The 18742-nt window shown below is 46.3% G+C and carries 16 protein-coding genes and 1 pseudogene; 3 read left to right on the top strand and 14 right to left on the bottom strand.

What is annotated here, in order from left to right:
- Window positions 1-4: 4 nt before the first annotated feature.
- From H7F26_RS09770 to H7F26_RS09730, 9 genes are all read right to left on the bottom strand, one after another.
- Window positions 5-856, bottom strand: a complete 852-nt coding sequence (locus H7F26_RS09770; protein ID WP_003179457.1) for a sugar ABC transporter permease — start codon at window positions 854-856, stop codon at window positions 5-7.
- Window positions 857-2164 carry a carbohydrate ABC transporter permease gene (locus H7F26_RS09765; RefSeq protein ID WP_061565914.1) on the bottom strand — a complete coding sequence of 436 codons (1308 nt, stop codon included), beginning with the start codon at window positions 2162-2164 and terminating at the stop codon, window positions 857-859. It abuts the gene before it with no gap.
- 41 nt (window positions 2165-2205) lie between these two features.
- On the bottom strand, window positions 2206-3459 hold the full coding sequence (locus tag H7F26_RS09760; RefSeq protein WP_009329168.1) for an extracellular solute-binding protein: 1254 nt from the start codon (window positions 3457-3459) through the stop codon (window positions 2206-2208).
- Between the two features lie 94 nt (window positions 3460-3553).
- On the bottom strand, window positions 3554-5317 hold the full coding sequence (locus H7F26_RS09755; protein WP_011201572.1) for a glycoside hydrolase family 13 protein: 1764 nt from the start codon (window positions 5315-5317) through the stop codon (window positions 3554-3556).
- 115 nt (window positions 5318-5432) lie between these two features.
- Window positions 5433-6383 (bottom strand): LacI family DNA-binding transcriptional regulator, encoded by a 951-nt coding sequence (locus tag H7F26_RS09750; RefSeq protein ID WP_009329171.1) that lies wholly within the window; start codon window positions 6381-6383, stop codon window positions 5433-5435.
- A gap of 162 nt (window positions 6384-6545) precedes the next feature.
- Complete coding sequence (gene amyS / locus H7F26_RS09745; RefSeq protein WP_011197602.1) at window positions 6546-8084, bottom strand: alpha-amylase; 1539 nt, start codon at window positions 8082-8084, stop codon at window positions 6546-6548.
- Window positions 8085-8212: 128 nt separating this feature from the next.
- Window positions 8213-9592: a polysaccharide deacetylase family protein gene (locus tag H7F26_RS09740; RefSeq protein WP_009329173.1), complete on the bottom strand. Its 1380-nt coding sequence runs from the start codon at window positions 9590-9592 to the stop codon at window positions 8213-8215.
- A gap of 71 nt (window positions 9593-9663) precedes the next feature.
- On the bottom strand, window positions 9664-10341 hold the full coding sequence (locus tag H7F26_RS09735; RefSeq protein ID WP_017474611.1) for a DUF3298 and DUF4163 domain-containing protein: 678 nt from the start codon (window positions 10339-10341) through the stop codon (window positions 9664-9666).
- Between the two features lie 277 nt (window positions 10342-10618).
- Window positions 10619-11566, bottom strand: coding sequence for a helix-turn-helix transcriptional regulator (locus H7F26_RS09730; RefSeq protein WP_003179423.1), 948 nt, complete (start codon window positions 11564-11566; stop codon window positions 10619-10621).
- 93 nt (window positions 11567-11659) lie between these two features.
- On the opposite strand from H7F26_RS09730, the gene H7F26_RS09725 reads away from it, so the two are divergent.
- Both H7F26_RS09725 and H7F26_RS22220 read left to right on the top strand, forming a co-directional pair.
- Window positions 11660-12085, top strand: a complete 426-nt coding sequence (locus H7F26_RS09725) for a VOC family protein (RefSeq protein ID WP_016886212.1) — start codon at window positions 11660-11662, stop codon at window positions 12083-12085.
- Window positions 12086-12395: 310 nt separating this feature from the next.
- Complete coding sequence (locus H7F26_RS22220) at window positions 12396-12455, top strand: hypothetical protein (protein WP_219192634.1); 60 nt, start codon at window positions 12396-12398, stop codon at window positions 12453-12455.
- A 318-nt stretch (window positions 12456-12773) separates the two neighbouring features.
- Here the strand turns inward: H7F26_RS22220 and ftsW are convergent.
- The 4 genes and pseudogenes from ftsW to H7F26_RS09705 all read right to left on the bottom strand — a co-directional run bounded on the left by ftsW (window position 12774) and on the right by H7F26_RS09705 (window position 16562).
- Window positions 12774-13921: pseudogene (gene ftsW, locus H7F26_RS09720) on the bottom strand (putative lipid II flippase FtsW).
- On the bottom strand, window positions 13918-15075 hold the full coding sequence (rodA, locus tag H7F26_RS09715; protein ID WP_003179414.1) for a rod shape-determining protein RodA: 1158 nt from the start codon (window positions 15073-15075) through the stop codon (window positions 13918-13920). The pseudogene ftsW and the gene rodA overlap by 4 nt, the downstream one beginning before the upstream one ends.
- Before the next feature lie 15 nt (window positions 15076-15090).
- Window positions 15091-15735 (bottom strand): helix-turn-helix domain-containing protein, encoded by a 645-nt coding sequence (locus tag H7F26_RS09710; protein ID WP_061565916.1) that lies wholly within the window; start codon window positions 15733-15735, stop codon window positions 15091-15093.
- Between the two features lie 194 nt (window positions 15736-15929).
- Entirely contained in the window at window positions 15930-16562 is a 633-nt protein-coding gene (locus H7F26_RS09705; protein WP_003179409.1) for a homoserine/threonine efflux transporter, read from the bottom strand.
- 146 nt (window positions 16563-16708) lie between these two features.
- On the opposite strand from H7F26_RS09705, the gene H7F26_RS09700 reads away from it, so the two are divergent.
- Complete coding sequence (locus tag H7F26_RS09700; protein ID WP_011197600.1) at window positions 16709-17536, top strand: TrmB family transcriptional regulator; 828 nt, start codon at window positions 16709-16711, stop codon at window positions 17534-17536.
- Window positions 17537-17568: 32 nt separating this feature from the next.
- Here the strand turns inward: H7F26_RS09700 and H7F26_RS09695 are convergent, their stop codons facing one another.
- Window positions 17569-18624 carry an LLM class flavin-dependent oxidoreductase gene (locus tag H7F26_RS09695; protein ID WP_003179406.1) on the bottom strand — a complete coding sequence of 352 codons (1056 nt, stop codon included), beginning with the start codon at window positions 18622-18624 and terminating at the stop codon, window positions 17569-17571.
- Window positions 18625-18742: the final 118 nt, after the last annotated feature.

Below are 18742 nucleotides of genomic sequence, written 5' to 3'. Positions count from 1 at the left end.
CGATTTATCCCTTCGTTCCGCCGGATGTCAAACCGGACACAAAGTTCTTTTGGAGAAAGAAGAACAAGATGCAAATCGGCAGAGCTGCAAGAATCGCCCCAGCTGCAAACAGCGCGACTTTTTGCTGCTGCGGATTGGAGATGAATGTCTGCAAACCGACGGCGATGGTCAGGCTTTCCGGCGACCGAAGCAGAAATTTCGCCAGCAGATAGTCGCCGAACGGCCCCATAAACGCCCACAGCGCCTGGACTGCAAGCATCGGTTTCACAAGCGGGAGAACGACCGAAGCAAAGATCCGCAGGTGCCCCGCTCCATCAATTCGCGCCGCTTCATCGATTTCTCTCGGCACTGTATCAAAGTAGCCCTTCATCAGCCATGTGTTCATCGGAATTCCGCCGCCGATATAGATTGCAGTTAAAAACCAATATTGGTCCAAAGCTCCGATCAGCATGGCCAGGACGTAAAAAGCGGTCAGCGCCGCCATCGTCGGCACCATTTGAATGATCAAAAAGAAAATGAGGCTCTTTTTTCGGCCCGCAAACCGGTAGCGGCTGTACGTATAGCCGGCAAGCGTCACAATCGTCACCTGGAACACCATGACAGACAGAGCGATCACAAGTGTATTCCCGTACCAATTGAGGTAAAGCGTCTCTTCAAACAGCCGCTTAAAGTGGTCCAATGTCCATGCGCCCGAAAAATCGAGTGTAAAAGCCGCTACATTCCCGACCCGGAATGCGGATGATGCTGTGATCAAAAGCGGATAAATAATCACGATGCTTAAAAACGCCAAAAATATATAGGTCAAAACCTTGTTCAGCATCCCGGTGAACCGCGTATTTTTAAAAAGCCCTCTCATCTACATGACCTCCTCATTGCCAAAGGCATTCGATTTCTTAAAAGCAATCAGGGAAACCCCGATGACAATGAAAGAAATGAGCAGTGTGACAGCAGCCGCCACGGAATACTGCGGCGACGTCCCCGTCGTCAGCTTATAGATCCAGGATATTAAGATGTCGGTTGACCCGGCTCCGGCCCCCGCACTCCCCGGACCGCCTTCATTAAATAAATAGATGATCGAGAAGTTATTGAAATTAAATGTATACTGGGTAATCATCACCGGTGCGGTCGCAAATAAAATCATCGGCAGCGTAATGTGTTTAAAGCGCTGAATAAATGTCGCGCCGTCAATCTTTGCCGCTTCATAAAGCTCTCCGGGAATCGCCTGAAGCACCCCCGTCACCATGACATAAATGTAGGGAAAACCGAGCCACGTCTGGATCATAATCAAAGCCGTCTTCGTCCAGAACGGATCGGTCTTCCATGCGACAGCCGGGATGTCGACGAACGGAAGCTGGTTCAAAAGCGGGATCACCTGGACGTTCATCGCGCCCGCCGAGTCGTTGAAAATGTTGGCGAAGCTCATAATCGTAATAAATGCCGGAACGGCCCACGGAAGCAGGAAGATGATCCGGAACATCCGCTTGCCTTTAATAAAGTTCTGATTGACGATCAGCGCCGTCACGATGCCGAGAACAATTTGCAGCGTCGTCGCACAGATCGTCCAGATGATCGTCCAGCCCAGCACATCGGCGAATGTTTGCCGATACGAGCCAAGGAAAAAGATATTCATGAAATTTTTAAAGCCGACCCAGTCGATGAGACTGTTTGGCGGAATATGATAAAAATCGTAGTTTGTAAACGCGATAAACAGAGTCACCAGCACCGGAAAAATAATCACAAACACCATCATGAGATATGCCGGCAGCGTAAATAAATACGGAAACCCTTTGTCACCTGCATTTCTGATCATGTCCCCAGCCGTCTCGCTGATTTTCAAACCCGCCGCCTTCATCGCGGCGGTCTTCCGGGCATCATACAGATTAAAGATGTAAAACATCAAGAAAACGAGCGTCAAAATCAATTGCAGCGTGCCCTCTATCAAGAGAAACAGCGAGTGGTCTTCTCTGGGGACAGTCCCCAGCGTCACGAGACCGATCAGCGCCTGATAACCGAAAATCGCTAACTCACAAATAAACAAGCCTGTGATGACTAGAAAAAGGATCCCCTTTGAAAACTGCCGGTTTGCAATCTGGCCAGCACCGGGAATTATCGATAACAGCGCTGCCTTCCGGCTCCGGTTTGCTAGTGTTTGGTCTTTGTTCATTTTTTTCGCCCTCTATTCTTCCGGACGCTAAAACCGCCGTTTTATTTCACATACTTTTCTTTAATGTTTTCTTTGATCACGCGCACGGCATCATCCGCTGATTGCTGAGCCGATTTTTTCCCTGCTGCCGCGTCAAATATCAAGCTTTCTGCACCTGTCCACACTTCGGCCATTTCCGGAATATTCGGAGTTGGAGTCGCCGTTTCGTATTGTGTGATGACCGCCGACGTCAGCTCGCTTTTTTGCTCCCCTGCTTTCTTTCGAGCAGCGAGGTTGGCCGGAACTTCGTTCGTATCTTCATAAAAGCGGTAAGCGTTTTCGTCATTTGCGGCATATTGAAGCCATTTCTCAGCAAGCTCCGGCTCTTTCGTATATTTTGAGGCGACCCAGCCTTTTCCGCCTGCAAACGGGGCATACTCTTTTCCGTTCGGCAATGTCGGGATTTTCGCTGCGCCGTAGTTCAAACCGGCTTCTTTATAATTGGAAGCCGACCAAGGACCTCCGATAACAGCCGCTGCTTTTCCGTCCATAAAGGTCTGCTGGATAAAATCGTCTGCGCTCGTATTGTCCTGCATGCCTTTCGGCCAATATTCACTAAACCATTTTTCGGCGTATTCCACCGCCTCTACGGCTCCCTTGTTGTTCAGACCGATGTCTCCGGAATCCGTGCCGTCAGCTCCGAATACATATCCGCCGTATCCGGCCATTAAACCGTATGACATGTAAAAGTCCGTCCATTTTGCAAGAAAGGCGGTCGATTTTCCTTTTTCCGAAGAAAAAGCGAACCTCTTGTCTTTTGTTAAATCCTCGAGCTCGTTAAAAGTTTTTGGCGGCGTTTTTAACAGGTCTTTGTTGTAATAGAGTACGAGAGTTTCAATAACAAGCGGGATTCCATAGACTTTTCCGCCAACCGTCACCTGCTGCATTTCTTTGTCTCCGAAGCTTTTTGTGTCAGACGGTTTGACTTCCAGCAAATGACCTTGCTGTCCTAAGCCGCCGATACGGTCGTATGCCGCAAGCATGACATCGGGCGCATTGCCTGCCGGACCGTCAAGCGGAAGCGCTTCAAGCTGGTCGAACATCGGCTTTTCAACGATTTTGACTGTCACATCATTCTCTTTTTCAAAACCTTCCTTTATGCTTTCGACGTAAGGTTTATAGACCTCTTCTACAGACACGGTCAGCACTTTTTTCCCGCCGCTGCCTCCCGTTTCCTTTGAACTTGAACAGGCGGCAAGACCGAACAGCAGAACTGACGCCAGCAGCACTAAAATTCCTTTTTTTAAATGTTGCATCTTTTTTCCCCCTTCTATCTTGGAATCTGAGACAATTGTAATCCTCGACAGAAAGCGGTTACAATAGTTTTAAACCTGTTACCGGTAACAGAATTTAGACCGCCCCCAAAATGAAAAATCCGCCTGGCTGAATGTCGACCACATCATCATGCTGAAGCGCTTCTTCCGTCCACGCATCGTATATTCTTTTATCGCTTGCAATCTTCAAATCCCGCAATCTGACACGGCGCACCTCGCTGCCCTGGTGGAAGAAGTAGATCAGCTCTTTTCCTTCATGCGTTCGAGAAAAACTGACAAAATCGTTTTGGTCATCAACCAGCTTCCACTCAAGCGCGCCATAAGTCAATACATCATTCTCTTGTTTTCGCAAAGCGATCAGCCGTTTCATAAATGCGAGCATCTCTTGATTCTGTTTTTCCTCTTCCCAAACCATGCACTTCCGGCACAATGGATCATCGCCGCCGTCAAGCCCGACTTCCGTTCCGTAATAAATGCACGGCGAGCCTGTCTGAGCAAACATGAATGCCAAAAGAGAGCGCACCTTTTTGTCATCTCCTCCGCATCTTGTCAAAATCCGCTTCGTGTCATGACTGTCCAGCAAATTAAACATCACCTCATTGACCTGCTTCATCCCGCTCATTAAATGCGAATTGATGCGGCTGGCCATTTGCGAAGCTGAAATCGATCCGTCTGCAAAATAGTCAATCATCGGTTCTGTGAACGGGTAGTTCATGACCGAATGAAATTCGTCTCCTCTAAGCCACGGATCAGCCTGATGCCAGATTTCGCCCAATATAAAAATGTCGGGCTTTTCTGCCGTGACGGCTTGCCGGAATTTCTTCCAAAACGCATGATCAACTTCATTTGCCACATCCAAACGCCAGCCGTCGATATCAAATTCGCGGATCCAGTACAGCGCAATATCAAGCAAATAAGCCTGAACTTCCGGGTTGGCCGTATTGAGCTTCGGCATCTCGGGAGTAAACGCAAATGTATCATAGCTGCCTTCTTTAACAGGGAAAGAATGAATATGGAACCAGTCTTTATAGCGGGACGTTTCACCGTTTTTGACAACATCCTGCCACTCTTGCGAAGCGCTGCCAATGTGGTTAAAAACAGCATCAAGCATGATTTTCATTCCCCGCTCGTGAATCCGGCTGACCAGCGTGCGAAAGAGCTCCTCATCGCCAAAATGCGGATCGATGGAGCAATAGTCCAATGTGTCGTATTTATGGTTGGAAGGCGCGGCAAAGATCGGCGTCAAATAGATTCCGCCTACCCCCAAGTCTTCCAAATAGTCCAGCTTGTCCATGATCCCCTGCAAATCCCCTCCGAAAAAATCGTGCGCCTCAGGATCTTTGCTTCCCCATGGCAAAGCGTTTTCCGGAGACAAATCTTCCCGCCCGCTGGCAAAGCGCTCCGGAAAAATTTGATACCAGACGGTTGATTTGACCCAGTCAGGTGCATCAAATGTGTCTGCCTCATGAACAAACGGAAATTTAAAACAGTGTTTGCCTATATCCGCCGCTTTCCCGGCAAACGGACATGCACCATTGCTTCCGTAAAAAGTGTCTCGATCATCAGCGCCTGTCAGGATAAATCCGTATTGCAGACGCCTGAATGGAGGCGCCACTTCGGCAAACCAGTAATCATGGGTGCTTGTTGCGGCAATTTTCGCCATCGCAAGCTCGTTCGCTTTCCATGTGCCGCCGGTGTATTCGTAAGGATCGCCCCAAACCAAGCGGACGTGTTCGGCATCATCCTTTTTTGTACGGATCTTGATGTGCAATGTCCGTCCATTGTAAGAATAGGCATCAGAGCTGAAAGGCTGATGATGTATCGCTGCATATTCCATCATGTTTCCCCCTTTTGGTTGTCCGGCTGTGATAAACCGGCTTTTATTCTGAAATTATCATGACGGCGGTAACAGGAACAATCATTTTCAGCTGTTAACGGTAACAGAATGAGACACCCTACAAAGTCGATTCGCGGACAATAAGCTCCGGCTCAAAAAATTGATTGCCTTGCGGCGCTCCGTCTTCATTGATTTTTTTCAGCAGGATTCTCGCGCAAGCCTCTCCCATTTCAACAACAGGCTGTCTGACGGTTGTCAGGCGAGGCGAAGCGATCCGGTCGAGAAACACCCCGTCATAGCCGGTGACCGCGACATCTTCCGGAATTCTTTTACCAAGCGATTGCACCGCGCGGATAACCCCGAGCGCGATTCGGTCCGAAGCGCAAACAACCGCTGCAGGTGCGTCAAAGGATGCAAGCACTTCCCGCGCGCGTGCTTCACTTTTTTTTGAACTGTTTTCCATCCGGAAAATCGCTGCTTTTTTCAGACTGCCTTCCATCGCCTGAAGGTAGCCTTTTTCCCTTGACCGTTCAAAGGGCTCATCCAAATCGATCCCAAAAAAGACGACATTGCGGACGCCCAGACCAATGACGTGACGTGTTGCCATATAGGTTCCTTTTTCATTGTTAACATCAATAAAATCGTAGCCCATTTCATTTTGCCCGAATACAACGACAGGCTTTTCAAAAACCTTGATGAGCCCTTCAAAATCGGCTTTTCTCAACCCCGTCGCAATAATGCCGTCGCACTGGCCGATATTGAGAGATTTCCTTGTGACAAGCTGCAAAGCATAATGATGACGGTCCAGCTCGCGGCTGATTCCCGTTAACAGATTCATATAATAAGGTTCTGTTGTATCCATTTCTTCCAGTATGAGCAGCTTGACGACCTGTGTTCTGTTTTGAACGAGCGCTCTTGCTGCATAGTTCGGTATATAATTGAGCTCCTTCATTGCGGAATGAACAAGCTTTTTCAATTCATCCGTCACAGTCTCAGGATGATTGATCACCCGCGATACCGTCATTTTCGACACATTTGCTTTCTTTGCTACATCAGATAACGTTGCCATTTCATCCCCGCCTTACCTATGCGATTCAAACTGTCAGCAAGTCCTTCCTGAGGGCTGATGACACTTTGTTAAAATTAATTATAAAATGTAATCAAAGAAATTTATAAGACGGGCAAAATAAAAAAACGGATTTCCTTCAGGAAATCCGTCCTCTCTGCTCTTCTATCTTTGAACATAAATTGAAACCGACCCGCCGTTTACGTGAAACTCTCCCCAGCCTTCCGAATTGATGACAACCGGCTCCGAACGGTTTCCGGTAATGTCATGCCATGTCTCACCGGCGTTTTGCCGGCCGACATACATTCGCTTTGCCCCACCGGGTCCGTCTGTTATTAATGCCGCCAAACCTGAATTTGCAACCGAGCTGTCGCCTTCCCTTGTCCAGCCGACAATGTCATGGTGGTCGAAATAATCATGCTGTGCTCCGTACGCATACTGTTTTCTCGCTTTTAAGATCGGTTCAATTTTGTGTTTCAAGGCAGGAATTTCGCGCTGGGAGTCTCCTTTCGTCCCGTACATATCCCCGTAGAAAACCTGAGGGTATCCAGATTCCCTTGTGAGAATAAAAGCGTAAGCAAGCGGCTTAAACCATGTTTGGACAGTCGACTCAAGCGATTGCCCCGGCTGTGTATCATGGTTATCGACAAATGTAACCGCTTTCAACGGATGCTTGGAAACGACCGTACCGTTCAGCAATTTCCTCATATCATAGCCGCCTCCCTGTGTCGATGCAGCATGGAACTGATAATGAAGCGGCACGTCAAACACTGAATGATTAAAATTTGTTTTGTTCAAATAGTTTTCCAGCGCGCCCAAGTCATTCTGCCAATATTCAGCTACCGTAAACATTTCCTTCCCCGTTTTTTCCCTGACATGATTAACCCAATCCCGCAAAAAAGAAAATTTAATGTGTTTGACAGCATCAAGACGGAAACCGTCCAATTGCAGTTCATTGGCATACCAAGTGCCCCATCTCTTAATTTCTGCTGCGACATCAGGATGGTCATAATCGATGTCGGCATACATCAAATAATCATAGTTGCCGTTTTCATTGGAAACTTCCCAATCCCAAGCCTTTCCTTGAAACTTATAGATGCGGTTCAGCTTTCGGGACTCGTCCCAATCGGTTCCGTCAAAATGGTACCAATGCCATTTAAAATCGCTGTATGTGCTGCCGCGCCCCGGAAAATGAAAATGTGTCCAGGCTTTAATTCGGTGTTCTCCTGAAATTACGCGGTTGCGGTCAGCGGGATCGACTTCAACCGCGGTTACATCTTCGGTCGCATCAGCGCCGCCTTTGTGGTTGATGACCACATCCCCGTAAACGTTAATGTCGCGGGAATGAAGACTTTTGATCGCAGATTGCAGCTCTCCTTTTGTGCCGTACTTTGTCCGAACCGTCCCTTTTTGATGAAACTCCCCTAAATCATAAAGGTCGTAAGCACCGTAGCCCACATCCGCTTGGCTCGTTCCCTTATATGCCGGGGGAATCCAGACGGCAGTAATACCGTGTTCAGCCAAATATGCCGAGTCGTTTTGCAAGCGCTTCCAATGTTGGCCGTCATTGGGCATGTACCATTCAAAATACTGCATCAGCGTCCCTTTAAGATTTGCCGCCGCTGCTGCAGAATGAGGCAGCAAGAAGATGAGCGCAAATAACAGCGGCAGCAATCGGGCGTAAAGCCGTTTTTGTTGTTTCATGATTCTCCTCCCCTTTCAATGTGAAACATATGATATTGTATAAATATTCCGAATTTTTAACAAATACCATTTTCCCTATATTTTCTTCCAAAAGAAAAGCGCCGATATGGCGCTTTCTACTCATTTATTCAATAGCCTCTCTGCTTCTTCACTTCTTCAAGCTGAGATACAGTTACCAATTGATAGCCTTTTGCTTTCAGCTTTTTAATAATCTCTTCAGCAGCATCTGCGGACGTTGCATAAATATCGTGCATTAAGACGATTTTTCCGTCTCCCGCATGGCTCATGACATGATTGACAATCTTTTGCTTATTTTTGTACTTCCAATCTTCCGGATCAACATCCCACAATGAAACCTTCAGATTGGAAAGCGAGCGGACGGAATCATTGATCCCGCCGTATGGAGGACGCAAGTGTACAGGCAGGTGTCCGCTGATTTTTTCGATCATTTCTTGCGTGTCGTTAATCTCCTGATACGCTTTTTCATTTGACAGCCTTGTCAATAACGGATGGTCCCAGGAATGGTTGCCGACTTCGTTTCCTTCCTTCAGCATCCGTTTTATCGTTTCGGGATAATATTGCGCTCTGCTTCCAAGCACAAAGAAGGTCGCATGCCCTTCATGCTTCTGTAAAGCGTTTAATATTTTATTCGTTGTAGCGGGATTCGGACCGTCATCAAATGTGAGGGCAATCACTTTTTCATCGGGATTAATTTTCGCTTGCTTCGGAAGCGGAACAGGCTCCTGATCAGGTTTGGCCTGAAGACGATTCTTTTTCATATCCTGATATCGGTCTTTTAAAATATCTTTTACCCATTCTTTTTTTATTTTTACAGACTGTTCAAGACCGGTTTGTTTTTTCTCAAAATAAAATTCCACCTCGTTTTCAAGAAGCGCGAAGCGGCTGAAATGTTCTTCCTGAGGGCTCGTCCCTTCTTTTAATAAAGCCATGTCAGCAGACGGATTCCGATTTTTCAATTCCTGATAGGCAATGCTTGAAATCCTGTTCAGAAAATCTGAATTCTCTTCAAACAGATCTTGAAGGGACAGCAGCTTTTTCTGCTTTAAATCAGCGTTAAACGTCTTGACAGATGTTGTACCCGATACGCCGCCGGCCTCTATGTATTGATTCAGCACAACACTGGCCGTATCCTTTGTATAATAGACAACCTTATATTTAATGTTCAGTTCAAAAGGCCCGTCTTCATCCTGAGCCTGGGCCTTTGCGTTATCCTCTTTAAAACCGGCCAATTCTTGATTCACATAATCTTTTATTTGTTCATCGATTTCTTTTATGTGAAACACCGGATAATGGATGGCATACCTCTCTTGTTTGCTGTCATTGACCATGGATTCGACGCCGAGGCCGGATTGTCCGCGGTCTTTTTTTGGCTGAGGGGGCTCTTGGCTGTTGCTTGACACTTTATTGTAAGAGTACCCTGCCAAACCTATTAATATCGTTAAAAAAATCAACATTTTAACCCATCGAAATGATGGTTTGCCAGACATCGCTGCTCACTCTCCTGTTTCACGACTTGCTCTCTCTGTTTCTATTACAAATATTAGATCTAATGCCGGGGCTAATATAAAAGCGTCGACGGAAGCTTTATTTCCTGGTTTCCGGCTGCATACGGGGCGATATCATACTGCTGAAATACAATTGAAATTCCGCTGCTTGTATAATAGAATGCCGTATGTTCATCCAAACGGATATCGCTCTTTTTAAGATCAGAATAAAACTGTTCCGAATGTTCGTTGATATAGCTGAAAATATAGTTTTTTGCCTTTTCGATTTTCGCCTGATTGTTTAATACGTCAGTCAGCACGACTTGTTTATGCTTGTCAAAGTCAAAGTTGTAGGATGTTACGGTGTACTTGCCGTGCGCACCGCCGGAGAACTGATAGTCATAGATTAAAAAGCTCAGTTTGCCTTCCTCGTTGTATTTGACTTTGTAGGACGTTTCATAAACGTTTTCTTCATCCTTATCCTTCTTTTCGGCATCATTAACGATTTTTTGAAATTCTTTATAGGAATTTTTTAAATGAAGTTTTACCGCATCGTTCGCCAGCTTGGCATCCTCTTCCTTCAAATCGCTGAATACCGGAAAAGAAAGCGAACTGATGTCTTTGTAATACTCCGTGTGAACCGCGGCTTTTCTATTTTGTGAAGCGTTTATTTGAGATGTTCCTTTATTGATGATAAATAGCAGCGATGCTGTGAGTACAAGGAATCCTAAAATAGCCATCGCTTTTTTCATAAGCATGCTCCTTTGTCAATCTTCTTTTAAACTCGTAACATATCATTTTCTTTTGTAACAAAAATGTAATATTAATATCATATTTGTAATGATACTCACTTTTAAATCTGCCGTCAACTTTTTTGGGTAAAAATTTCTTCTGACGGCAAAAATAAGACACTCTCGATTCCTGAGAGTGTCTTTATCTGGAGGATGAAGAAGACATGCGTCTTCACGCGTTTTTTGCGGAACTTTAAATGCAGAAAAACGCAGGCTGCGGTATACCGGAGTCTTCATTTCAGCCGTATTGTTTCAGCATGTCGGATAATGTCCGTTTCATCCTTTCAATTAATTTGGAAGGCTTCTGAATAACCGCTTCCCGGCCGAACGAAATGAAATAATCCGCAAAAAAATCGATATCCTTCGGCGCGATTTCGCCTTTCAGCACGCCGGACCCATCTTCTCTTACATGCAGTTCAAGGTGCGGCCATTTGAGTGAACCGTGCCGCTCTACTCCCTTTTTTGTCAGCTCGGCGGATAATTCCAATGTCTCCCTTGGCCGGGACAAAGCCGAAAAACGGTTCTTTAAATTGAGGCCGGACAAATCAATCGGTGCCTTATGTTCATCAAGCTCGGCCCGCTTGATCCGGTCGCACCTGAATATGCGGTAATCCTTTCTTAAAAAACAGTAAGCCGGGCAATACCACTTCCCTTGATTGGCATAGATTCCGATCGGCTGAATGCTCCTCTTGCTTGATGCGCCATTTGCTTCATACTCGATGATCAACACCTTTTGCTGAACCGCTGCCTCAAGCAGCACCTTTAAAACCGGAATGTCGTCTGTTTGCTCATAAGGCGTATAAAAAGCAACGCGGTCCTTCATACTGTCAATCGCATCCCGGATATCTCCTGAAAGGTTTAAATAAAATTTCTTTTTGATGGATGCGTACTGGGCATCAAACGGCAGGGATATATAATGCTTCAGTGCATCGATCGCAAAGAAGATTGAGATCGCTTCGTTCTCGCTGAAGGCGATGGGAGGAAGAATCCTTTCATTTAACACCTGATATCCTCCGTGGGGGCCGGTTTCAGAATAGAGGGGCACCCCCATTTCGCTGAGCTCTTGCAAATCCCTTAAAACCGTTCTCTTTGAAACCCCGAATTCCCGCGCCAGCTCCCCGACCGTAAATCGTTTTTTCCGGTTTACCATCATGATCATTTCATTCAATCGTTTCGCTTTAGACATGAATACCTCCAATTATTTTTTAACCATGACATTAGTTGTCACCATTATAATATACAATCTCCTTAGATCAACAAAAAAGGAGATGTTCCCCCTATGAAAACGCGATTCACACCTTATATCCTGATGAATGGAAGAGCAAAGGAAGCGATTGATTATTACCGTGATGTACTCGATGCCGAAGTAAAGTTCAGTCAGACGATTAGTGAAGGCCCCGCAGATGAGGCAGCGAACTTTAAGGAAGACGAATTGGATTTCATCGCACATGCCGTTTTGACAATCGGCGACGCTGTCCTGATGATCGCCGACATTATTCCTGAACTGCCTTTCCAAAGCGGAAACCAATTGTCCATTTGCGTAACGGCAGCCGATGTTTCTTCGGCCAAGCGGCTTTTCGGCAAGCTGAGCGAGCGGGGCGAGGTCAAGCTTGAGCTGAAGGAAACTTATTTCAGTCCCGCATACGGCATTGTCACTGATCCGTTCGGCGTTACCTTCCAAATTTTTGCCGCGCGTCCCGCATAAATGAACAAGATATTTCAAACAGGCCGGGTTTTAATGAACCGGCCTGTTTTGCACTAGATCAGCTGCTAAAGGAATGAGCAGGGTTCCGGCTAAGAAAAAACAGCATTTACTCAGTTTGACCGCAGAACGTTTTAAGAAAACTGCGGTTTTTCAAATTTGCATGTCAACGGACATTTATGGAAACAACTCTGCTTTTTGGTATAATAAGGGTTGGCAGCAGTTCGGTTCTATATAAGGGCGGTCGGCTCATCCTCCATCTCTTGAAGAGAAAGGGGGTGAGCATGTGACAGTATCAGAGGCCTTGCAACTCATGGTGTCTTTCGGCATTCTCGTAGTGGCCATTCTGTCATCAAACGACAAAAAAAAGTAAGATCGCCCTTGATTCCCACAACAAGACGATCTTACTTTTTAATTGGGATCTAAAAATAGAGCCGACTCCTTTTTATGGAGCCTCTCTGTTGCTTCCGGGAGATGTTGCCGCATCTTCCGGTCTTTTTTAGTTTATGCATTCATATAAAGAGATTATTCTGTTTCATACACCTTGAATATATCATGATTTCCTTTATTTATCAATATGAACGCATTTATATGTATAAACACGTCCCGGTCAAATTCGATATGAGAAGACAAAATCAACAATCGTAACTTTGAGATAAAATTCTCCACTTCAAAGTTAAGAAAAGACTCTCTACAAAAGAAAGGCCACATCTTTTTTAACTCCCCGCTTAACATGTGATGAGAGGTTGACCAATATCCCGGCTGTCGTCAGCATGAACAATAACGAAGAACCTCCGTAGCTGACAAACGGAAGAGGAATTCCGGTAATGGGAAGAAGGCCGAAAACAGCGCCCAGGTTAAATAACGCTTGAATCATGATCTGGAAAGTAAGGCCGACCGCCAGCAGCTTTCCAAACGGATCATCGATTTGCACAGCGATCCGAACCCCTCTGAACATGATCAACAGGTAAGCCCAGATGATCACCGCCAGCCCGATACCGCCGAGTTCTTCAGTGATGACCGCCATGATAAAGTCCGTATGGGCTTCGGGAAGAAATCCCAGCTTTTGAACGCTGTTCCCCAATCCATTCCCCCATAACCCGCCCGAATCAATGGCAAGGTAGGAATTGATCAACTGGTAGCCGTCTCCGTTTTCATTTTGAAAAGGATCGCTGAACGATGTCAGCCTTTTTAACCGGTACGGCGCTGTTATTGCAAAATATGCGATGCCAGCCCCTGCCATTGTTCCGAGAAGCAGCAAGTGCCGCATTCTGAGGCCGGCGCACAACAGAACCGCTCCGCAGCTTAACAGGATGGAAACGGCGGTGCCCAAGTCAGGCTGTTTTAAAATCAAAAAAACACAGCCGCCAAAATCAGCAGCGGCGGCATGACGCCCTTTCCGAAATCGGCGATGTAATTCTGCTTTTTTGCATACACATAGGCGAAATAAATAACCATCACAAGCTTCACAGCCTCAGACGGCTGAATCATGAGCGAACCGAATTGAATCCACCTTTGGGAATTGTTTTTCTCCATCCCGATTCCCGGCAGCAAAACGAGAATCAGCATTAAAAAAGAAAGCTTCACCAAAAACCGAATGAGTTTGCTGTAAGCTTTGTATGGGAAAATGGCGGCAGCCGAAAAAAAGGCCAAACCGATGAGCAGCCATTGCAGCTGCTTCATAAAAAAATAGCTGCCATCATGATACTTCATATATCCGAGGGGGTAGCCGGCGCTGTATACCATCAGCAAGCCAAACGCAGATAAAAACAGTACCGCGGCAATCAATACATAATCAAGTTTCTTTAGATGGGAAAGAATCATTTTGAGCAACTTCATCCCCAATCATTCCCAAACATGTAATGTTTAGATCTGATATTCACACTGAAAACGAGACCTAAAGCGATCATGTTGGTCAACAGCGCGCTGCCGCCATAGCTGATAAACGGAAGAGCGAGCCCCGTGATCGGCATTAACCCGATCGTCATCCCGATATTTTGGAACACTTGGAATACAATCAACCCTGCAACCCCCGCACATATATAAAGACCGAACAGACTGTTGGACGAAAGCGCAATCCTGATGATTCTGTAGATCATCAGAAAATACAGACAGACTAATGTTACGGCACCCAAAAAACCGAATTCCTCACCAATCACGGCGAAAATAAAATCAGTATGAGCCTCCGGAATTTTCCCTCCCTGAACTTGGATTCCTTGAGTAAAGCCGCTCCCTGACAGCTGGCCTGATCCGATCCCCAATAACGCCTGCGTCAGCTGGTATCCATATGTAGAGGCATGTTCATGAGGACTGAGCCAGCCATATATCCGGTCAAGCTGGTGAGGCTTAATAATCTTTGAAAATATCTCAAAGTAATGATTGTGCAAATACGTCAAAAAGGCGACCAATGCCATGAATCCAAGTGACAGGGACACGATCATCCTGCCCGAAATCCCCGAGACCAGCATCAACGTGAATGCGATCGATAAAATCACCAATGCGGACCCTAAATCTGGCTGAACCAATATAAAGAAAAACGGAATCACCGTGTACATCATGATTTTTCCCGTCGGAATGATGCTCTCGGCGAAGGAGAACCTTTTATGCTGAAATTGATTGAGTATCGAAGCCAGCAGAAGAATCAAAATGATCTTCATAAATTCTGAAGGCTGGATTTCGATGACCCCGAAGCTGATCCACCTTTGCGAACCGTTTTTGTAAGTTCCAAAAAAATGAACGAGAATCAGAAGAAAAACGGCTCCCACAAATAAACGAAGCGCCAATCGTTCAAGCAGCTCATAGTCGATGTAGGCCGTTCCCGCCATGACGCCAAACCCGACAAGATACCAAAAGACCTGCCGTTTGGCAAAATAAAAAGGGTCCTGTGTTTCATACTGGCCCGACCCGCTGTAAACGGCCAGCAGGCTGATGATAAACAAACAAAATAGAATGAGCAGCAGACTGATGTCAATGTTGATATGCTTTCTTTTCATCTTGAACATGCTCCATCATGATTTATATGACAGCTGGTTGAAAACGAAATGAACCGCTGCCGCATCATCGATATAGCCGATCGGAAAAATATAATCCGGTATGACATCAACAGAAACGATGAAATACAGCAAAGCGCCGCCCATCAGCAGCAATTCACGCGGCGTCCCCCGCCCCGAGGTAAATCTGCTGTACATGTCGTGCAGACGGGTCAGAAAAGGACCAATGCCGGCAACTTTGTCGATTTTAGATTCAAACTCAGCCAGAATGGTACGCTTTCCTTCCTCCGTCTGAGAATATTGTTCGCACTCATTCAATTTGTTTTTCAGTTCTTCCATGGTAAATGACCGATCATAGACATTTGAGGTTTGCAAAACATCTTCAATTTCGGCAACTGACGAGTGAATATCCGGACGTTCGCTTTCCTGCGTCTTCTCCATCGCATAGCCGGCCGCTGTCATCAGCTCATCAAAAGAAACGCCGAGGCTTTCTGAAAACCTTTGCAAATGGTTCAGGTTTGCTTTTCTTTTGCCATTGATGATTCTTGAGATGGTCGCTTTATCGATTTGAGTGCGTTCGCTCAATTCTCTTAAAGATAATGATCGTTTTCGCAACTGCTCTTTCAGCAGCACTCCCAGCTGATTTTTCTTTTGTTCATCCACGAGCTTTTCTCCTCTCACGCTAAAAATGTATCAATCTATCAGCCCAAAGACCAAGTCGGTATAAATATATAGAATCGTTGTCAAAATGTCAACGAATAACCATAGCACTCTTATTTCATCTAGTGTTTTCTATCAAATAATCGTTGACAAATAAACAAAAGAAGTGAGCCAAAGCGCTCACTCGTTCTCCAATATCAATCTAAACCCGTTTTAACGCCAAATCCGACAAGCACCAGACCCGCAGCTTTTTGAAAGATCTTCTGGAATTTCACGCTTCTCAGCCATTTCTTTGCGAAATCGATCAAATATACGAGGATGAGGAACCAAAACACAGCAAGAAAAGTAAGGATTAAAGCGAGGATGATCAACTGCTGGTTGACGCTTTCTCTTAAGTTAATAAATTGAGGCATAATCGTGATATAGACCAAAACAGTTTTCGGATTCAGAATGTTGCTGAACAATCCTTGCATAAAAGAATCCTTATAATGCCGGCTTGATGCGTTTTCGTTTTTGTTCTTCTCGGCTTGTATCTCTTCCAAAGAAAACATTTTTTTCGCGAAAAAGCTTTTAATGCCTAAATATATTAAATAGGCCGCCCCCAAGTATTTGATCGTATTGAACAGAATCACCGATTTCGCAATCACCACCGCTAAGCCGAGAACGGCAATCAGCGTCCAGAAAGAAAGCCCCGTCGCCAAGCCGAGAACATTGCAGCGCCCGGCGTTCGGACCGTATCGAAGCGTGTTTTTCACCACAAGCATCGTATCGGCTCCGGGTATCACCACCATCATGGCTGCAATCGATATGTATGACAGCAGGCTATCCATCAGATGTCTCCCCCCATACTGTTTTTATATAGTGACTACTCAAGTAACCACTTATAAAAAGTGTATCAGCGGACTTGAAATAAATCAATACATCCAGCAAAATATGAGTGACAAAGGTAGCGACTCTTGTTGAAGCTGGAGGGCTTATGAAGGAAAACATATTAGACGTACTGAAAAACCTGAATTTCACCGAGTATGAATCGAAAGCATACTTGGCGCTCTTGGAAGAATCGCCGCTGACAGGCTATGCGGTGGCAAAAAAATCGGGTGTTCCCCGGTCGAAAATATACGAAGTGCTGGAGAGCCTTGTAATCCGCGGCGATATATTTGTCAGCTACGGCAACACACCGCAGTACATTCCCGTTCCCGCCAAGGACCTGATTAAAAACCGGCGGATGAAAGCGGAAGAGACTTTTGAACAGGCAGAAAAATATTTCGAGAAGTTTGAGCGCACTGCAAATGACCGGGAAAATATTTGGAACATCACCGGGCGAAGCGAGATTCTCGATAAAGTAAAGGCGTGCATATCATCGGCCGGAAAAAGGATTCTCCTGGAAATTTGGAAAGAGGATTTTCCTGAATTGGAGCCTGAGCTCAAGCGGGCCGCAAAAAAAGGCGTCATTGTGACCATTATTGCATACGGCGACATTGAAGCGGATTTCGCCAATGTCTATCTACATGACAACAGCAGGCAAATTACAGAAGAGTATGACGGACGCTGGCTCGTATTCAGCGTCGACGATTCAGAAGTTGTGGCCGGCATTGTCTCGCATGGGAAAGACAGCCGCGCAGCCTGGACGATGCATGTAGGCTTGGTGATGCCGATTACCGAAGTGATGATTCATGATTTGTACCTGATGGAAATCATGGAGAAGCACAGAGAGGTATTGGAGGAAAGTTTCGGCGAAAACCTGATCCATTTGCGCCGCAAATTTTCGATACATCCGGATTTTAAAAAGCATTATATGAAATAAAAAGGCCTGCGCTAAAGCGCGGGCCTTTCATGTTATGACCTTTCGGATGCCTCCCAGCGGGATACTTCTTCCCTGACGAGCGGCGCCGTTTTTGTTCCAAAAAGTTCAATCGCCTTCATGACATCTTCGTGCGGCATCGAACCGACCGGAACGTGAAGCAAAAATCGGGTGATCCCGACATTCTTGCGCAGATGAATAATTTTTTCCGCCACCGTCTCAGGATCGCCTACATAGAGCGCCCCTTCAAAGCTTCTGGCTGCATCGAAGCTCGACCGGCTGTACGGCCCCCAGCCCCGCTCTCTTGCGAGCGTATTCATGGCCTGCTGGGTGGAAGGGAAAAAACGATCGGCGGCCGTCTCGGTATCCTCCGCGATAAAGCCGTGGGAATGGGAAGCGACAATCAGCTTTGAGGCGTCATGCCCTGCATGTTCCGCTGCTTTGTAATAAAGCTCAACAAGCGGGGCAAAGTGCTGCGGACTCCCGCCGATGATCGCGAGAACCAGCGGCAGGCCGAGCAGGCCGGCGCGAACGACGGATTCCTGGTTTCCGCCGCTTCCGATCCATACAGGTAGCGGCTTCTGCACGGGACGCGGGTAAACGCCTGTATTGTGAATAGCCGGGCGATGCTTGCCGCTCCATGTGACCCTTTCCGACTTTTGCAGTTCGAGCAGCAAATCAAGCTTTTCTTCAAAGAGCTCATCATAATCGTCTAAATCATATCCAAACAGCGGAAAGGATTCGATGAAAGACCCCCTGCCCGCCATGATTTCCGCCCTGCCGTTTGAAATCCCGTCGAGCGTCGCAAAATCCTGAAAAACACGGACGGGATCAGCCGACGACAGCACGGTGACCGCGCTCGTTAATCTGATGCGCTTCGTCTGTGAAGCTGCTGCGGCCAGGACGACGGCAGGAGAAGAAGCTGCGTAATCTTGACGATGATGCTCTCCAACTCCGAATACATCCAAGCCCACCTGATCGGCAAGGACGATCTCCTCCACTACTTCGCGCAGCCGCTCCGCATGGCTGATGACTTTTCCGGTTTTGATATCAGGGGTCGTTTCTACAAAGGTGCTGATGCCTAATTCCATGTCGCTTTTCCTCCAGATTGTTTCCTTTGATTATTCTGTACATCCTTGATTGATGTATGCCGCATTCTTTTCATCCGACATCATTGTTATATATAGAATACGGCGGGCGCTCTGATCA

The organism is Bacillus sp. PAMC28748 (assembly GCF_014250415.1).
Taxonomy (GTDB): Bacteria; Bacillota; Bacilli; order Bacillales; family Bacillaceae; genus Bacillus; species Bacillus licheniformis.
The sequence above is the reverse complement of the archived record's forward strand: the minus strand, read 5'-3'. Positions and strand labels throughout refer to the sequence as shown.

Coding starts and splice junctions, on each gene's coding strand:
- H7F26_RS09770 (WP_003179457.1), bottom strand. CDS start 856: ATGAGAGGGCTTTTTAAAAATACGCGGTTCACCGGGATGCTGAACAAG.
- H7F26_RS09765 (WP_061565914.1), bottom strand. CDS start 2,164: ATGAACAAAGACCAAACACTAGCAAACCGGAGCCGGAAGGCAGCGCTG.
- H7F26_RS09760 (WP_009329168.1), bottom strand. CDS start 3,459: ATGCAACATTTAAAAAAAGGAATTTTAGTGCTGCTGGCGTCAGTTCTG.
- H7F26_RS09755 (WP_011201572.1), bottom strand. CDS start 5,317: ATGATGGAATATGCAGCGATACATCATCAGCCTTTCAGCTCTGATGCC.
- H7F26_RS09750 (WP_009329171.1), bottom strand. CDS start 6,383: ATGGCAACGTTATCTGATGTAGCAAAGAAAGCAAATGTGTCGAAAATG.
- amyS (WP_011197602.1), bottom strand. CDS start 8,084: ATGAAACAACAAAAACGGCTTTACGCCCGATTGCTGCCGCTGTTATTT.
- H7F26_RS09740 (WP_009329173.1), bottom strand. CDS start 9,592: ATGTCTGGCAAACCATCATTTCGATGGGTTAAAATGTTGATTTTTTTA.
- H7F26_RS09735 (WP_017474611.1), bottom strand. CDS start 10,341: ATGAAAAAAGCGATGGCTATTTTAGGATTCCTTGTACTCACAGCATCG.
- H7F26_RS09730 (WP_003179423.1), bottom strand. CDS start 11,566: ATGTCTAAAGCGAAACGATTGAATGAAATGATCATGATGGTAAACCGG.
- H7F26_RS09725 (WP_016886212.1), top strand. CDS start 11,660: ATGAAAACGCGATTCACACCTTATATCCTGATGAATGGAAGAGCAAAG.
- rodA (WP_003179414.1), bottom strand. CDS start 15,075: ATGAAAAGAAAGCATATCAACATTGACATCAGTCTGCTGCTCATTCTA.
- H7F26_RS09705 (WP_003179409.1), bottom strand. CDS start 16,562: ATGGATAGCCTGCTGTCATACATATCGATTGCAGCCATGATGGTGGTG.
- H7F26_RS09700 (WP_011197600.1), top strand. CDS start 16,709: ATGAAGGAAAACATATTAGACGTACTGAAAAACCTGAATTTCACCGAG.
- H7F26_RS09695 (WP_003179406.1), bottom strand. CDS start 18,624: ATGGAATTAGGCATCAGCACCTTTGTAGAAACGACCCCTGATATCAAA.